At 59.0% G+C, this 16396-nt stretch carries 13 protein-coding genes; 8 read left to right on the forward strand and 5 right to left on the reverse strand.

Annotated elements, in window-relative coordinates; genetic code table 11:
- Positions 1 to 49 precede the first annotated feature (49 nt).
- From QMG56_RS00990 to QMG56_RS01005, 4 genes are all read left to right on the forward strand, one after another.
- Positions 50 to 988, forward strand: coding sequence for a carbon-nitrogen hydrolase family protein (locus QMG56_RS00990; RefSeq protein WP_281820663.1), 939 nt, complete (start codon positions 50 to 52; stop codon positions 986 to 988).
- Positions 989 to 992: 4 nt separating this feature from the next.
- Positions 993 to 1622, forward strand: coding sequence for a flavin reductase family protein (locus QMG56_RS00995; RefSeq protein ID WP_281820664.1), 630 nt, complete (start codon positions 993 to 995; stop codon positions 1620 to 1622).
- Between the two features lie 357 nt (positions 1623 to 1979).
- Positions 1980 to 5555: a TonB-dependent siderophore receptor gene (locus QMG56_RS01000; RefSeq protein ID WP_281820665.1), complete on the forward strand. Its 3576-nt coding sequence runs from the start codon at positions 1980 to 1982 to the stop codon at positions 5553 to 5555.
- A gap of 109 nt (positions 5556 to 5664) precedes the next feature.
- Complete coding sequence (locus tag QMG56_RS01005; protein ID WP_281820666.1) at positions 5665 to 6954, forward strand: PQQ-dependent sugar dehydrogenase; 1290 nt, start codon at positions 5665 to 5667, stop codon at positions 6952 to 6954.
- Between the two features lie 95 nt (positions 6955 to 7049).
- Here QMG56_RS01005 and QMG56_RS01010 read toward each other — a convergent pair whose 3' ends face one another.
- On the reverse strand, positions 7050 to 7610 hold the full coding sequence (locus QMG56_RS01010) for a nuclear transport factor 2 family protein (protein WP_230189634.1): 561 nt from the start codon (positions 7608 to 7610) through the stop codon (positions 7050 to 7052).
- Positions 7611 to 8016: 406 nt separating this feature from the next.
- Here QMG56_RS01010 and QMG56_RS01015 point away from each other — a divergent pair, with 406 nt between their 5' ends.
- Together QMG56_RS01015 and QMG56_RS01020 are read left to right on the forward strand one after the other, a co-directional pair.
- Complete coding sequence (locus QMG56_RS01015) at positions 8017 to 9345, forward strand: PepSY domain-containing protein (protein ID WP_281820668.1); 1329 nt, start codon at positions 8017 to 8019, stop codon at positions 9343 to 9345.
- A gap of 47 nt (positions 9346 to 9392) precedes the next feature.
- Positions 9393 to 11636: a TonB-dependent receptor gene (locus QMG56_RS01020; protein ID WP_281820670.1), complete on the forward strand. Its 2244-nt coding sequence runs from the start codon at positions 9393 to 9395 to the stop codon at positions 11634 to 11636.
- A 105-nt stretch (positions 11637 to 11741) separates the two neighbouring features.
- On the opposite strand, the gene QMG56_RS01025 is transcribed toward QMG56_RS01020, so the two are convergent.
- From QMG56_RS01025 to QMG56_RS01035, 3 genes are read right to left on the reverse strand one after another with little or no spacing between them, the layout of a single operon-like run.
- Positions 11742 to 12374, reverse strand: coding sequence for a hypothetical protein (locus tag QMG56_RS01025; protein WP_281820671.1), 633 nt, complete (start codon positions 12372 to 12374; stop codon positions 11742 to 11744).
- Entirely contained in the window at positions 12371 to 13066 is a 696-nt protein-coding gene (locus QMG56_RS01030; protein ID WP_281820672.1) for a HupE/UreJ family protein, read from the reverse strand. Before QMG56_RS01030 ends, QMG56_RS01025 begins: the two co-directional genes overlap by 4 nt.
- A gap of 5 nt (positions 13067 to 13071) precedes the next feature.
- Positions 13072 to 13557: a hypothetical protein gene (locus QMG56_RS01035; protein ID WP_281820673.1), complete on the reverse strand. Its 486-nt coding sequence runs from the start codon at positions 13555 to 13557 to the stop codon at positions 13072 to 13074.
- Between the two features lie 344 nt (positions 13558 to 13901).
- Here QMG56_RS01035 and QMG56_RS01040 point away from each other — a divergent pair, with 344 nt between their 5' ends.
- Complete coding sequence (locus QMG56_RS01040) at positions 13902 to 14390, forward strand: DUF6644 family protein (protein ID WP_230189628.1); 489 nt, start codon at positions 13902 to 13904, stop codon at positions 14388 to 14390.
- Positions 14391 to 14445: 55 nt separating this feature from the next.
- On the forward strand, positions 14446 to 14949 hold the full coding sequence (locus QMG56_RS01045; RefSeq protein ID WP_230189627.1) for a DUF6644 family protein: 504 nt from the start codon (positions 14446 to 14448) through the stop codon (positions 14947 to 14949).
- A 266-nt stretch (positions 14950 to 15215) separates the two neighbouring features.
- On the opposite strand, the gene QMG56_RS01050 is transcribed toward QMG56_RS01045, so the two are convergent.
- Positions 15216 to 16307: an AraC family transcriptional regulator gene (locus tag QMG56_RS01050; RefSeq protein ID WP_281820675.1), complete on the reverse strand. Its 1092-nt coding sequence runs from the start codon at positions 16305 to 16307 to the stop codon at positions 15216 to 15218.
- Between the last annotated feature and the right edge of the window lie 89 nt (positions 16308 to 16396).

The raw sequence follows: 16396 nt of genomic DNA on the forward strand, positions 1-16396 counted from the left end.
GTGTTTGCACGCTGGCCGATGCCAGCAGCCATTCGGCGCGAGGATAGCCATGCCAGAGATTTTCACCGCAGCGGTCGTTCAGGCTGCGTCGCTACCCACTGATTCAATGGCATCGGCATTGAAAGCGGCGGACTTGGTCCGCGAGGCGGCGGGCAAGGGCGCCAAGCTGATCGTATTTCCAGAGGCTTTTCTTGGTGGCTATCCCAAGGGTGCGTCTTTTGGCGCGCCTGTGGGAATGCGTCGTCCTGAAGGGCGGGAGGATTATCGTCGCTATCATGAGGCAGCCATTGCGCTGGAGGGACCCGAAGTGTCCGCCTTGGTTGACGCGTGCGCGGAAACAGGGGCCTTCGTCGTGGTCGGCGTGATCGAGCGGGATGGCGGCACTGTCTATTGCACGGCCTTGTTCCTCGATGGAGAAAACGGCCTTATTGCGAAGCATCGCAAGCTGATGCCGACCGGGTCCGAGCGCCTCATCTGGGGCTTTGGTGATGGTTCGACCATGCCGGTGATCGAGACACCGCTAGGCCGGATCGGTGCTGTAATTTGCTGGGAAAACTACATGCCCATGCTGCGCATGGCGATGTATGATCAGGGCATCACGCTCTATTGCGCACCAACGGCGGACGATCGCGACGCTTGGGCTAGCACGATGAGACACGTCGCGCTGGAAGGGCGCTGCTTCGTTTTGTCGGCTTGCCAGCACATCACGCGCGGGGCTTATCCCGCCGATTATGATTGTGCGCTCGGCGATGATCCTGACACGGTGTTGCTGCGCGGCGGCAGCATGATCGTGGGGCCGCTGGGTGAAGTGCTGGCCGGGCCGGACTTTTCAGGCGAGACAATTCTTTACGCCACAATCGATCAGGCCGAGGTCATCCGTGGCAAATATGATTTTGACGTAACCGGCCATTATTCCCGGCCCGATATCTTCAATCTCACTGTAGATGTTGCGCCCAAGCGCGCGGTGCGTCTGACCGGAGAAAATTGAGGTTATGGAATTTGATTTTGCAGCGCTGACCGGCGCTGAGCGCTACAAGCTGATGGCTGCGGCCATCACCCCGCGGCCAATCGCTTGGCTGACTACGGTCTCGCCAGAGGGCGTGCGCAATGCGGCACCCTATAGCTTCTTTAATATGATGGGCGCGGAGCCGCCGCTGGTGGCCATCGGGCTGATGCGGCGCGCGGACGGCAGCTATAAGGATAGTGCGCGCAACATTTTGGAAACTCGCGAGTTCGTTGTGAATCTGGTGAGCGAGAGCGACGCCGAGGCGATGAATTTCACCTGCATTGACGCGCCACCGGGCTTCGATGAGCTGGAAGCCGCGCATCTTGAAACCGTGCCCTCCACGCTCATCGTGCCACCGCGCATAGCCTCGGCCCCGGTCACGATGGAATGTCGGCTGCACCAGAGCATCGAAGTCGGATTAACGACGATCGTGCTGGGCGAGGTAGTGAAATTCCATGTGCGGGACGATCTGGTCGACCCCGAGCGCCTGCATATCGATACGATAGCGATGGGGCTCATTGCGCGCATGCATGGCGCAGGCTGGTATACGCGCTGCACGGATATGCTGCAGCTCACACGTCCGGTGTTCGATGACTGGAATAAAGCAGAGGGCTGAGCCGAATAGGCAGTGTCAGCCAGATCTCGCTGCGTCGTTACCAATTTAGGTTGCCCGTTCATTTGCGCGAGCGACTGAAATTCGCATGCGCTTTCGCTTTTGAAATATCCCGTCCCAAAACAGAACTGATGCGCGCGCTGTAGCCCCATTCGGCGCCGGTGTAACATCCGTCATTACCGTTGCCGATTGTCTCACAACCGTAACTAACACGTTATGGCTTGGTTGGTTGCGGCTTCGCTCTTTACGCAAGCAGGCCCCGGAAGCGGGAACTTCCCATAGCATATCGAGAGGTTTGAGCCTGTGAAGCAAGCTACTGCGTGCCGTTTGGTCGGCATTTCCGTCATTGCCACAGCAGCAATGCTGCCTGCCCCCCTTTTTGCTGCGGAGGATAGCAGCGAGACCATTATCGTAACGGCGCAGCGGGAGCGTACATTGACGCAGCCAAGCTCTACCGCGAGCCGTCTTGGCATGACGTTGCTGGAAACGCCCGCCACGGTGAGCGTCATCACGGGTAATGATGTCCGGGCGCGGGGCGATCTGGCGATTGTGGATGCCGTCTCGCGCGCCACCGGTGTCACCAACAATGGCAATCCGGGCAATGCGGGACTCTCCTTCGCGATGCGCGGGTTCAATGGTCAGGAATCGGTGATGCAGCTCTATGATGGCGTGCGCCTGTTCCCCAATAACGGCTCCATTTCCTTCCCATCCGACCCATGGAATATCGAGCGGATTGAGGTGTTGAGCGGCCCTGCGTCGGTGCTGTTCGGCCAGGGTGCGCTGGGAGGCGTGGTCAACATCATTCCGCGTTCGCCCAATACGGAACACATGGAGGTCGATGCAGAAGCTGGCTATGGCTCGCAGAATAGCTGGCGCCTTGCCGCGGGCGTGGGTGGTCCGATCAGCCAAACGCTCTCCTTTCGCAGCGATGTGAGCTATCGCCAGTCCGATGGCTTTGTAGACCGTGGGGAGAGCGACAATCTGGCGATTTCCGGCGCGCTGCGGTTCGCGCCGAGCGAGACGTTTACGCTCACGCTGCGCAATGATATCGGCAATGCCAATCCGAGCAAATATTTCGGTACGCCGCTGGTGAACGGTGTGCTCGATACGGCGATCCGCCACGAAAATTACAATGTTGGCGATGCCACCATGCGCTATCGGGACAATCGCCTGGCGTTGACCGCTACTTGGGCGCTCAACGATGCCATATCGATCGCCAACACCAGCTATTGGCTGTCGAGCAACCGCAAGTGGCGCAATCTTGAAAGCTATTGTTGGATCGCAGGTGACGGCAATTGTCCCAACGGGAATGGTGTCGGAACGCCCGGCCATATCTACAGGGCCGACAATTATGGCATCGTTCATGATGTCGACCAATATGGCAGCCAAGGACACATCGCCTTCGATCACAAGTTTGGCGGCATGAAGAACAAACTGCTGATCGGCGCCGATGTCAGCCGCGTTACACTCAACTACTCCCACCAGTTCGATTCCGTAGCTCAGCAGGATGAAGTGCCGCTGACTGGCTTCAACCCCGGCCTGTTTTTGGATACGGTCGGGTTGCTGCCGCGCTATCATACGCGCACCACAAGCTGGGCAATCTTCGCCGAGGATCGCCTTGCGGTGACGGACAAGCTCTCTCTGGTTGGCGGCCTGCGGCATGAGGAGAATAAGGTCGGACGCTGGAACTGGGTGTATAATGGCAGCGGCACCCAGATCATCGGCGATGCGCCCGCGCTCAATGGCGGCAGCGATTCGTTCAAGAGGTTGAGCAGCACGACCTGGCGCGTGGGCGCGGTCTATCAGCCGAGCGCAGCGCTCTCGCTCTATGCGCAATATGCAACGGCTGTCGATCCGCTCGGCACGCTCACCACTTTCGCCACCTCGGCTGCCCAGTTCCAGCTTACCTATGCCAATGGCTATCAATATGAGGCGGGCGTAAAGGGGCTGTTCATGGATGGCCGCGGCAATTTCACGCTGGCGGCCTATCGTTTAGTCAAGCAAAACCTCTTCACGCAGATAGTTCCGGGCGGGGCTATCGATCAAGTTGGGCAGCGCTCATCGCAAGGTATCGAAGCGAGCGTCGATTTCGATCTGGTCGGCGGCTTTGGCCTGTCCGCCAACGGCACGGTGCTCGATGCCAATTTTGACGAATTTACAGGGTTCAAGGACAAGACACCACCCGGCGTACCGCAAGCATCGGCCAATCTGGAATTGCGCTGGACAGACGGGGGGCGCTTCTCGACAGGGGCTAACCTGCGTTATGTGGGCCATCGTTTTACCGACAATGCCAACATATTCCGTGTGCCAGCCTACACCGTTGTCGATCTGGGCGCTTCCTATGCCTTCACACCCAATCTCGCGCTGGATGTGCGCATCTATAACCTGTTCGACAAGGCTTATGCCTTCAGCACCTATGGCAATGAGCAGTGGATTTTGGGGCGTCCGCAATCATTCGACGTGTCCGTTCGCCAAATTCTAGTCGGCGCGAGCATGATCTGGCACCGGGGCAAGCGCTGGCTCTATCTGATCCATCGCTGGATAGGCATTGCGACTTGCCTGCTTTTCGTCATCTGGTTCGCTTCTGGGCTGGTGATGCTCTACGTCCCGTTCCCCTCACTGGCTGAGGAGGAGCGGGCGGCTGGGCTGTCACCTATTACGTGGGAGCGATTGGGCGCCACCGCGCCTGCCGCACTGGCTCAGCCAGCAGGGCAGGCGCGGCAAATTGTGCTTGAGATGCGGGGCGATCGGCCCGTGTGGCGCGTCACTCTGTGGGATGGCGCACCGCTCACGATCTGGGCCGATACGGGTGCTGCTGCGAGGCACGCCTCGCGGGCTGAGGCAGCGCATATCGCGTCCGCATTTGGCAGGGAGCAAGTTGCGCACATCAGCGCGATCCAGAGCGATCAATGGGTTGTCGCCGGGGGCTATGACGCCCATCGCCCTTTGTGGAAGGCGCAGCTCGCGGGCGCGGGGGGACGCATCCTCTATGTCTCGTCCACCACTGGCGCTGTCGTGCTGGACACTAATGCGCAGGAGCGGTTCTGGAACTGGCTCGGATCGGTGCCGCATTGGCTCTATCCACGTGCATTGCGCGAGGATCAGCCGCTCTGGCGGCAAGTGGTGATGTGGTCTTCGGGACCGTGCATCCTTGTGGCGCTGACAGGGATCTGGATTGGCCTAATGCGAGTTAGGCCGGGCAGGCGGCGCTATAAGGGGGGGCGCATGACGCCCTATCATGGCTGGATGAAATGGCATCATATTTCCGGCCTGGTGGGCAGCATGTTCCTGATCCTGTGGATCTTTTCAGGATGGCTATCGGTCGATCCATGGCGGCTGTTCGCCAGCGAAGGGATCGGCACCGATGCACAGCATGATTATGCCGGGCGGGCGCCGCTGACGATCCCTGACCTTCGCGGGATCGCCGCGCGCGTGCCCGATGCGCGCCGGGTCCTCATCGGTGCAGCCGCTGGGCGCGCAATCGTCCGCATTCAAGGCGGCAGCGGCGACGAGCGCTTGCTCGACGCTAAGGCGCTCACGCCGCTGCGCCCTGATGGTGCAGCAATTCTGGCCTATGCTGCCAAACTAGTGCCTTCCGCCCAAATCACCCATGTCGATCTGCTGTCTCGGCCGGATGCTTATTGGTATGCCGTGCGCGGGCAGGTGGCGTTGCCCGTGCTGCGCATGAGGTTTGACGATCCCGCCGCAACCTGGGTTCACATTGCCCCCAATAGTGGCGAACTGCTTGGCGAGACTGATCGCAGACGCCGCGCCTATCGCTGGCTGTTCGATCTATTCCATCGCTGGGATTTGAACCTGTTGCTTCAAGCTACCCCAGCGCGTGATCTGCTGATCTGGATCATGTCGATCATAGGTCTAGCCATGTCCGCCACGGGCATCGTGATCGGCTGGCGGAGATTGCACAGGCATTGCTGACCCAAGATGCCAAGGATATGGTCGTCCCTGCAATCATCGGTCAAACCGCGTAGCGACTAGAACAAGGGCGGCAAAGGCCCGTCATTTGGGCATAGGCAGGAGCGGTTGAATGAAACACTTTCGCAGCAAGGCTAGGCATTGGGTACAGGCAGGAGCGATTGCGCTGTTCTCCACGGCTGCGTTTGCGGCTGATGTGCCAGAGGTTGGCGTTCCAGCAGAGCTTCCAGGGCCAGGGCCTTATGTGATGCGTAGTGCGGAACAGCCTGTCGTGAAGGTGGAGATCGTCGCCAAGGGGCTTGAGAATCTATACAGCCTTGCTTTCCTGCCGAATGGCGACGCGCTGATCGTGGAGCGCGGCCAGCGGCTGCGCCTGCTCCGGCAAGCGACCGGGCCAAATCCCGTGCTGGAGGCGCAGCCAATCGCCAATGTGCCAAATTACAGCAAAGCAGAGCATTTCAAGCCGATCGACGTGCTGGGCATTCAGGATGTGCGGCCAGATCCTGACTTCGCCACCAACAAGCTCATCTATTTCACCTTCAACCGCCCTGTCGGCTATGATGCCAAGGCAGATCGCATCAGCGCGACAACAGTGTTGGCGCGGGCGCGGCTGGATGGTCTGCGCCTTGTGGATGTGAAGGATCTGCTGGTCGGCGAGGTGATGGTCGGCACCGGTGGATCGCGCATATTGATCGATCCCAAACGGCAGCTTTTCGTTGCTGTTGGCGCGTTGAGCGAAGGCGATATCCAGTCCGCCCAACGGACCGACAATATCTATGGCAAGGTGATGCGGATCGGGATCGACGGGAGCATTCCGGCGGACAATCCGTTCAGGAACACCAAGGGTGCCCGGCCCGAGATCTGGACCTATGGCCATCGCGATCCGCTAGGGCTGGCGATTGATCCGCGCACGGGGCGTCTCGTGGCATCCGAACATGGCCCGCAGGGTGGGGATGAGCTGAATGCGCTGCTGCCCGGCCGCAATTATGGCTGGCCCAATTCTACCTATGGCACTGAATATGCAGGCTCTCGCTTGCCGGTTGGCCCGGTTGCCGCTGGAACGGAAGGGCCTACGCTGATCTGGTCGCCTGCAATCGCGCCGAACGGAATTGCTTTCTACACAGGAATGGCAATGCCCGGCTGGAGCAATAATCTGTTCGTCGCCAGCGCTCGCCGCGGGCAGATTAACGGCACGGGATCGCTCATCCGTGTAGTCTTCAATGATCGGTTGGAGGAGATGCGCCAGGAAGTGTTGCTGGACGGGCTCCACCAGCGCTTCAAGGATGTGCGGCAGGGGCCGGATGGGCGGCTCTATGCCGTGACGGATGAGCCGACCTCCATCGTGGTGCGGATCGGCCCCGGTGATGAGGCGATGCTCGCCAAGGTGGCGACAAAGCCCTGATGCAGGACGCCTAAAACTAAGAGCGGTGCGATCCGGACGGGCAGTGATTGCCGCATCCGGATCGCGCCGCTCAGGTGAATTGATTTGTCGCTAAGTCAGTACGCTGCGCGAGAGGCGTCATCGATGATGAAGCGCCAGCCGCCATCGGCCTGCTTGCGGATCACCTCGATGCCGCCGCCGGTCAGCTCCTGCTTGACCCCATCGGCATTGGTGAAATTCATGCGCCAATGGTTGGTCGTAAGCACTATATCCTGATAGACCACATGCTTGCGGTTGCCGAGAACGATCTGTGGTTTGAGGGCAAGCAACCCTTCAAAATCGGCCTTCACCTGCGCCTTGCCGTGCAGCAGCTTCTTGTCGGAATTCACATAAGTGACATCCTCGACATAAAGATCGACCAGACCTTCTAGATCGCCGCTGTTCATCCGTTCCTGCCAGGCGTCATAAAATGCATCGAGATCGGTGACGGGCGCAATGCGCCGCGCATTGGTGGCTGCGGTTGCCCTGGCAATCCCACCAGAGCTGGCCACTAGCGCCCCGGCGGCCATCACGCGCAGAAAATTCGCGCGTGTCAGGCTGGAGAGCGTCGTGTCGAGCGGCATGGAGGCATCTTCCGAGATGGTCGCCTGCCAGGCCTTGCGAATGGATCCGATCACATCTTGCTCCTTTAGTCAGCACTTTAGCTGGCTCAGACAATGTGAACAGGCGCGCTACATGTCTATTTCATCTTCGGCCTAAATAACCATTGTTTCGGCCCCGGGGCAAATATGCTGATTGCCCGCACGGAAGTCCGTGGGCGGGGCGCTTCAGAGGACCAAAGGGGTGCTCCGGCGAAGTCAGCCAAGCTTGCGATCTCGGACGATGGCCGAAATTGCAAGCTATGTGAGCGTGCGGGCAATTCTGTCTTTCCGTATCCATGTCAGTTTAAGCTGAAAGTAAATCAGGGGAAACGGAGGCGCCGCGTACCCTGCATAGGATGCCGCAAATCCCTCTCGCAGTGGTGGGAGTGGTGACGCACTTTTTAAAAACGTTACATAATTCGTCCACGCATGGAGTTTGTATTTGAGCGGTCCGTCGCAACTTAGACTCACGGTTGTAAAGGTGCATCGCTATGTTGGCCTTGCGCTTGCTTTCTTCCTTGTCTTGATTGCGGGCACGGGCAGCATAATCGCTTATTATGACGATCTCGAGCGCGCCCTGAATAGTCGCATGCGCGTGGTCACACCGCAGACGCAGGGCTGGACGATTCATGATGCGCTGGCCATCCGCGAACGGCTGGAAAAGCAGGATCCGCGCGCTCACCTCTTCTCGCTCCAGTTCCCGCAAAAACCTGATGAGACGCTGTTTTCACGCGTCATGCCGGCTATTGATCCGCGTACTGGCGAGCCAGCGCAGATTGATTATGATGAGGTGTTCGCCAACCCCTACACAGGTGAGCGGCTTGGCCAGCGCGTGATTGGCGCCGCGACGCTTGCGCCCTCAAGCGTACCGTCTTTCCTCTATTATCTGCATTATGCGCTCATTTTTCCGCTCGGCGTCGGTATTCTGCTCATGGGATCGCTGAGTCTGGTCTGGGCGTTTGAAACAGCCGTCGGCCTTTACCTCACCCTTCCGGCCAAGCTGAAACGGCGCAAGGCGGGCGGGCAGCGCCGGTCTTTCCTGCAGCGCTGGTCAACATCGTGGAAGGTTGATCGGAGCGGCAACGGCAATCGGTTCGTGCTCGATCTGCATCGTGCGTCCGGCCTTTGGCTGTTTCCGTTACTGATGATCTTTGCGGTGACGGGCTTCGCGCTCAATCTGGGCACCTATTATGCGGGCTTCGTAAAGCTGTTCACCACTTACGAGCATTTCCAGGAAGCGCCCCCCCGGCCATCGCTCCCAAAGCCATTGCTCGATCCACCAGTGGATTGGTTCAAGGCCGCTGATCTTGGGCAGCTCTACTTTGCGCAGCAGGCCAAGCGTGAGGACTTCACGCTCGGCAAGCCCGCCTCAATTGAATATCGGCGCGACCTTGGCGTTTATTTTTTCCAGATGCACACGTCGCGCGATCTCCTCGACGGACAGGGTAATCCGACCGAGACGAACTCGCCAGCCACGGCTGCAACGATTGCGATCGATGCCCGTAATGGCCGGTTTCTGGGCATGCAACTGCCCACCGGCCAACATGTCGGCAACACTGTGACGAGCTGGCTGATGGCATTGCATGTCACCGCAATTGGCGGACGGCCCTGGCAGATTGCGGTCTCCGCATTCGGCTTGATGGTGGTCGGGATTGCCATGACCGGCGTCCTCTTGTGGTGGCGACGACGCAGACCGCTCCAGGCCAGAGCGCGACCGGCCGCACACGCGGCCAACCCAGTTTCGCCATCCGGCGCAAAACAAGCGGGATAACCGCAGATTTCGTCAAAATAAATAACTTAACAAAAGGGGAAATGACAATGACAAGGACTTTCAAACGAGCGCTTAAACTATCCTGCGTGCCCATGTCGGGCATTCTGGTGTTGGCACTTTCCGCTCCCGCACAGGCGCAACTCGATGCCAATGAAGGCGCGATTGGCGGCGACATCATCATCACGGCTCAGAAGCGCGAGGAGCGTCTGCTCGACGTGCCGGTGCCAGTGACAGCGGTGAGCGGCAGCGATATGTTGGCTCAGAACCAGACCAGAGCGCAGGACTTTTTCGCCAGCGTGCCGGGCGTAAACCTGCAATTCCAGAACAACCGTGCGCAGCTTGCCATTCGCGGCATCACGACCAGCCCCGTGACGGGTAATCCCGTGGTCGGCTTCACCATTGACGATGTGCCTTATGGCTCGTCGACCGGGCAGGGCGGCCTATTTGGCGCGGCGCCTGATCTCGACCCTTCGGAGCTCGCTCGAATCGAAGTGCTGCGCGGCCCACAGGGTACGCTCTACGGTGCGAGCAGCATGGGCGGTCTGGTGAAATATGTCACGATCGACCCTGATCTGAAAGATTTTGGCGGTTCGATCGGCGGCGGCGTGCAACGGGTCGCAAAAGGCGGTCAGACGCTAGGCTATAACGTGCGCGGTGCCATAAATGTGCCACTTGGTGAGACGGTCGGCGTGCGCGCCAGCGCTTATACCCGCAAGGAACCCGGCTATATCGATAATGTCCGCACGGGTAAGACGAATGTGAATTCCTCGCAGGTTACGGGCGGCCGCTTATCGGCTCTGTGGAAGCCATCGGAATCCTTCTCGCTTAAGCTCAGCGCGCTCTATCAGGAACGGGACATTTATGGCTCGTCGAACGTGGATGCATCGCTCGGTTCGGTCTATCTGCAAAGCGATCAGCTCGGTTCAGGCCGCAGCCGCTCGGATACGCAGATGTATAGCGGCCTCATCAATGCCGACCTTGGTGGCGTTGACGTTACTTCTATTACGGCGTTCTCACGGGCCACTAATTATGACTTCCTGGACTTCACCGCATCGCCGCTCACGGGTTTCCTCTTCCCGCTGGTATTCCCTGACGCGACCGAGTTCGGCAATGTTCTGCGCCAGGGTTATGAAGTGGACAAGTTCTCGCACGAGACGCGCCTCTCCGGGGCGGCAGGCGATGCGATCAACTGGATCGTTGGCGGTTTCTACACGCATGAGAAGGCGCGATACACCATCGATACGGCGGCGACCAACCCGACAGACGGCAGCGTTTATGGCTATCCGGTCGTTTGGCGCGATAATGTAAAATACAGTGAATATGCCGCATTCGCCAATCTGGCCGTAACCCTGTCCGAACAGTTCGACGTGCAGTTTGGTGGCCGTTATAGCAAGAATAAGCAGAAAATGACGCACCGTGAGTGGGTTCGCTCATCGCCTGCGCCGGATCCCGCAAATTATGCGGAGACGAACCCGAGCGCCAGCGGGGATGCCTTCACTTTTCAGGTTACGCCCCGCTTCAAGCCATCGCCTGATCATATGATCTATGGACGTCTGGCGACTGGCTATCGTCCGGGCGGGCCGAACGCGGGTTGCAGCGAAGATCCGGCCGAGCCAGTCCCTTGCCAGTTCCGGCCTGACAAGACGGTCAATTATGAGCTGGGCGCTAAGGGTACTCTGGCGGGCGGCTTGCTCTCTTATGATGTCTCGGTGTTCCACATCGACTGGAAAGACATTCAGATCACGCAGGTTTCTTCGCTGGGTACCTTCACCTTCAATTCCAACGCAGGCAAAGCGCGCAGTCGCGGGTTCGAGGTTGCGTTTGAAGCTCGGCCAACCCAAGGCCTGACCGTCAAGGCATGGTGGGCCTATGTGAACGCGACCCTGCGTGAGCCCTTCGCGTCGGCAGCAGTCTATGCGGCCCGTGGTGATCGCCTGCCTTTCTCCAGCGATCATTCCGGCCACCTTTCGTTCAATTATGAGGCACCGGTGTCGGATCGTGTCACGGCCAACTTCGGCGCAGCGGCGACGTATGTTGGTAAGCGCCGCGGTGAGTTCGTACCGGCGGAAAGCCTGGCCCCCCTGCGCCAGACATATCCTGACTATGTGCAAATTGACGTCAATGCCGGGCTCAAATTTGACAATTGGACGCTCAGTGCGTTCGTGCAGAACCTCACCAATGAAAGTGGTGTGATCGGTGGCGGTTTCTACAACCAGACCTCTTTCAACGCGGACTGGTTCAATTACATCCGGCCGCGCACGGTTGGTTTGAATGTCGATTTCAGCTTCTGAGCTGACTGATCCAATCCGCCAGACATTAAAAGGGCCGCATCGGGTGAAACCGGTGCGGCCCTTTTGCTATATGTGAGGCAGGCGATGGAAGCAGGGGTTGTTGGCCTATGGCTTTGCGCTGCTTACCGGGGCAGGTGTAAGGCTGCGCGGTTGGGGCTGTCGACCATCCATCACCATAGAGCCTTTGATCTGTCCGGACGTATCGAGCGTCAACGTGACCGGGGAGAGGGTCCGGTTCTGCCAGTGCCAGCCATGAATGCCGGAAAAAGCAGCAACATAGCGCCCGTTCTGGCTGCTGCCTTTGGCGATGGCATAGCTTTCGGTCAGTGCCTCGCCGCCATCGAAAGGGTGAGCGTGCATGTCATAGTTCAGCGGCCCGTCGGCCCGCCATGCAAAGCCAATCGCCGCGCCCTTGTCGAGCGTATATTTCAGCTCGATCTCACCATAGGGTGGCAGCGTATAGGTCCAGTGATCGCGGGGGCCGGCTAGGGCGGCAGGTGGTGCGTCACTGCTGGTGAGCACGCCCGTGCGCTTCTGGCCACGATCAAGTGCTTCCTTGGCTTGCGGATTGGCCATCTCGGTTAGGCCGCTTGCCTTGCCTAGGCCAGTCGGGTCGATGCCCGTCTCTGCGGGAAGGATGAAGACCACTGTAATTGCCCCAAGCGCCACCGCTGCCGCTGTACTCAGCAGGATTATCTTGCGCCGGTTCGAGGCGGTAGCCGGTTCGATATCGCTCATGATGCCAGATACTCCGATGTTTGATGGAACATGATTGCTGCACCGCTTACGATGAGCAGCCAGTTTGCGACCGCAGCCTTTGCTGCAAATCCGGAGCGGTTGCGCACAAGATTGAGCAGGCAGACGACGAAGAAAAGAACGATGATCTGCCCGATCTCCACGCCGACATTGAAGCTCAGCAGGTTGACCAGCAAACCGTCAGGAGAAATCGAAAGGCTCAGCAATTTGGTGGCAAGGCCTAGGCCGTGGCACAGGCCGAAGGCCAACACCGCCAGCCGGGTATCCACGCGCCAGCCCAGCGTGCGCAGCAAGCCAAGGTTTTCCGCACCCTTATAGATGATCGACAGGCCGATGATCGCATCCACCACATGGCTGTTCGCACCGATGTGGAAGATAACGCCCAACATGAGCGTGAGCGAATGGCCAAGCGTGAAGAGCGAAACGTAGAGCACGACGTCGCGCAAGCGGAAGAGGAACATGACCACGCCCACGAGGAACAGGATATGGTCATATCCGGTCACCATATGCTTTGCGCCGAGATACAGGAACGGCATGATCGCCTGTCCCTGCGTTGCTGCAACAAAGGCTCGGTCGCTTTGCGCCACATCATGCGCAAGGACGCTATGTGCCCCGATCAACTGGAGCGCCACCGCCGCGAAGAGGATAGATGGGATTGTTAGGAGGCGCCGCACCAGTCTTACTGCTGTGTGCTGTTATGAGGGTCTGGACCCAACCGGACGGGCGTTGGCAAGTAGATCTCATGGCAGGCGGTGCAAACATTGTAGAGTGTGCCGCCTGCTTCGAGCACCGTGTCCGGTTCATGGGATTGCGCCGCAGTCTCAGCCCTGGCTGCAGCTTGCGCCAGACCTTCTGCAAAATCCTGCCAGTCGGTTCCGCGATTGGCTGCATAGGCAGGCTGCTTGAGTATTTCGGCCGATTGCTTGAGTACTCGCGCTGCCTCGACCGTCCGGTTCCATTCTTCAGCGTTAGTGGGGACGATCTCACGGGCGCCTTTCTCGTCGCTTATATATTGGACGGCATCCCAATAGTTTTGTGCGGCAGGCTGCACATGCTCGATCATATACGCCTTGGCGTCGGCTGGCTTCACCTCCTCCGGCTTGGCACAGCTACTCATGGACAGGATCAATATCGCCGCAGCGCCTGCTGCCCGGATTCGTGTCATCAGTCTTCCCTTTCGGATACCGATCGGCCAGCATGGAGTGGACCGTCCTGCGTATAGTGGCGATCATCCTCGTTGTGCGGAATCAAATAGCGGTGACCCATAGGTTACAGCAGCGTTACAGCGTGTGAAGCGGGGGGAGCATTTAGCGGCATATCGCCATTCTGCTCGCGGGTTTTCCGGCCCAAACCACGCGCCGTTGCAGGCGAATGGCCAACGCGTCGCCATCTGTACCGGTATCGAACCGTTTCAACCTTGGAAGCTGGCCGTAAGCCCCTAGACCAGAACCATGCACAGCCCCTCAGCTTAAATGAGTGGCAGGAACTTACAACAGAGGGGATTTAGAGATGTCCGTCACAGAATTTGGCGATTGGCTTTATGCCACGCCGGTCGCGACCGCGATCCGCGAGACCAGTTGGATCATCCCAAGTATCCAGAGCATTCATATTCTCGCCATCGCGGTGCTGATCGGGTCCGCACTTTGCACGGAGTTGCGCTTTGCTGGCGTGTTGGCCACGGACCGTCCGGCGGCGGATGTGCTGCGGCGGTTTCTGCCCTGGATGCGCTGGGCGCTGCTGGTGCTGCTGACCACTGGCGTCATACTCGTTGTCGCCGAGCCTGGGCGCACGCTCACCAACAACGTGTTCATCACCAAGATGGTGCTGGTCGCCGGCGCAAGTCTCGTCACGCTGCGCGCCCGCAAGTCTCTGTTGGTTGCCGGTCCTGCGCTGGAGGGAGCCGCAGGTTCCGCTGAGTCCTCCAGACCGCTGGCTTGGCTGATGCTTTTGGTCTGGTGTTGCGTGATCTTCTGCGGTCGCTTCATCGCTTACGTCTGATCGCTTCGAGCGCCGCTTCGGCGGCCGTCCACCTGATTAACGGAAGAGTTTTGCCATGATCGACCAAGCCATCCTTCAGCAAATTTACGATTTGTCCCTGTCTTCTTCTATTCGTGAGAATGTGAATGCGTTTCCCCTGATTGAATCGCTGCACGTCCTTGCCATCACCCTTGTGTTCGGCACCATCCTGATTGTCGATCTTCGCTTGCTGGGCTTCGCGTCTTACCGTGGAAGCGCGGCGACGCTGATCGCCGAGCTGCTGCCGTACACGTGGATCGCCTTTGTGGTGGCGGTTATCACCGGTGGCCTCCTGTTCATTTCGAACGCGGTTGCGTATGCGAACAACACGCAGTTCCTGCTTAAGTTGGTGGCAATCGCTATCGCGGGACTGAACATGATGTGGTTCCATTCGACCGCGTACCGCAGGATTGCCGATTGGGATGCCGACATGCCGCCGCCCGCTGCGGCGCGCTTCGCTGGCATTTCGTCACTTATCGTATGGACCTTGGTCATCTGCCTCGGCCGCTGGATCGGTTTCACGCTCGAACTGATCTTCTGATTTTTTGAGCATTGATCATGCCGATTGTTCCCCTGGTGATCGGCATGGCGCCCTGGGCCAGCCGCGCGTTCTAGACATGCCCTTGCCAGCGCGGGTGGTCTTCCGAAGGGGAACTATGCGCTACGAGACTGACCGCCGTTTTCAAGTGGATGGTATGCCGGGCTTGGCCTTGGCTAGCATGTGGTAACGACGCAGGCCGTCGTGGGGATGCCGCACCTGAAGGATGTTAATCAGGTGCAGCCAGTCACGAAGGCAAGTAGCGTCGTCTAGACCGGGCTTGCCATTTCATCTTCCGGCTTGCGAAGGAAGCGGCCTGGCGAAACGCCGGTCCACTCTTTAAATGCGCGGGAAAAAGCGGCAGTGTCGGAATAGCCTAGTTGCTCGGCGGCGACTGCGAGCGATATGCCCGGCTTGGAGAGGATCGTCTGTGCACGGTCCTGCCGCGTCGCCTGCAGCAACTCGCGGAAGGATGTGCCTTCCTCAGTCAACCGTCGCCGCAATGAGCGCTCTGACAATTTAAGTTCCGCCGCGACCGTCGCGCAATCTACATGGGTGCGACCCAGCCAGCGGGCGATGACATCCTTGGTGAGCGAGACGAAGCTTTCGCTCGGTGTGGATTCGGGTCCCATCAGGTCGAGCAAATGCCATTCTAGGATGGTGCGCAGCTTCACGTCTTCTGAAGGAACGGCACTGGCGAAGGGCTGATCCAGATCCTCGTTGCGAATCACCAACGCATTGGCGAGCTGGTTGCCCAGCACGGGTGCGCGAAAATAGTGTGATAGGCGCTCCTCGCGGCCCGTAATCGAATGCTCGAAATGAACGGCGGCTGGCGCCCATTTTGCTGAGGTGAGTTGTCGGGCCAGATTGACATAGCCAGAGATCGCGAACTCCGAATCCTGCAGCCGGGGCCACACCCCCTCATCCTCGATACGATAGGAATAGGTGGTCGTGTCCGGGTCGATCCGGCTGTCGAACAGCGTGCGACTTTGCAGGCGCGATTGAAACAGCACCAGATAATTGAGCGCGCCACGTAGCGTACCGGATGCGCGCAGCAGGGCATAAAAGGGGCCAAGCTCCGCCAGCCCGAATGTCGCGCCCATTTCCAGCCCCAAATGGGGGCGATGGAATTTGCGGGATGCTTGTTCGACCAGCGCCACATAGCGGTGGAGCGGCACGAATTCATAAGGCGTATCGAGCTGCGAGCGGAACATGCCATGCTCACGCAGCAGCGGGTCCACCTGCCTGCCGACATCGGCCAGTGCATCGAGCAGCGCCTTCAAAAATAACAGCCGGATGGTGCCCGTGCCGCTTCGGGAAGGGGATGTCGTCAGTAGAGGAGTGTCAAAGCTGCCTGCCATAGCGCAAGCTAATGGCCGATTATGCAAACGGTCAATCCCTAGATGCAATTTACTCGCCAAGCCCATCCGCCGAAACGGCTAGGGTGAGT

The organism is Sphingobium sp. BS19 (assembly GCF_027925545.1).
Lineage (GTDB): Bacteria > Pseudomonadota > Alphaproteobacteria > Sphingomonadales > Sphingomonadaceae > Sphingobium.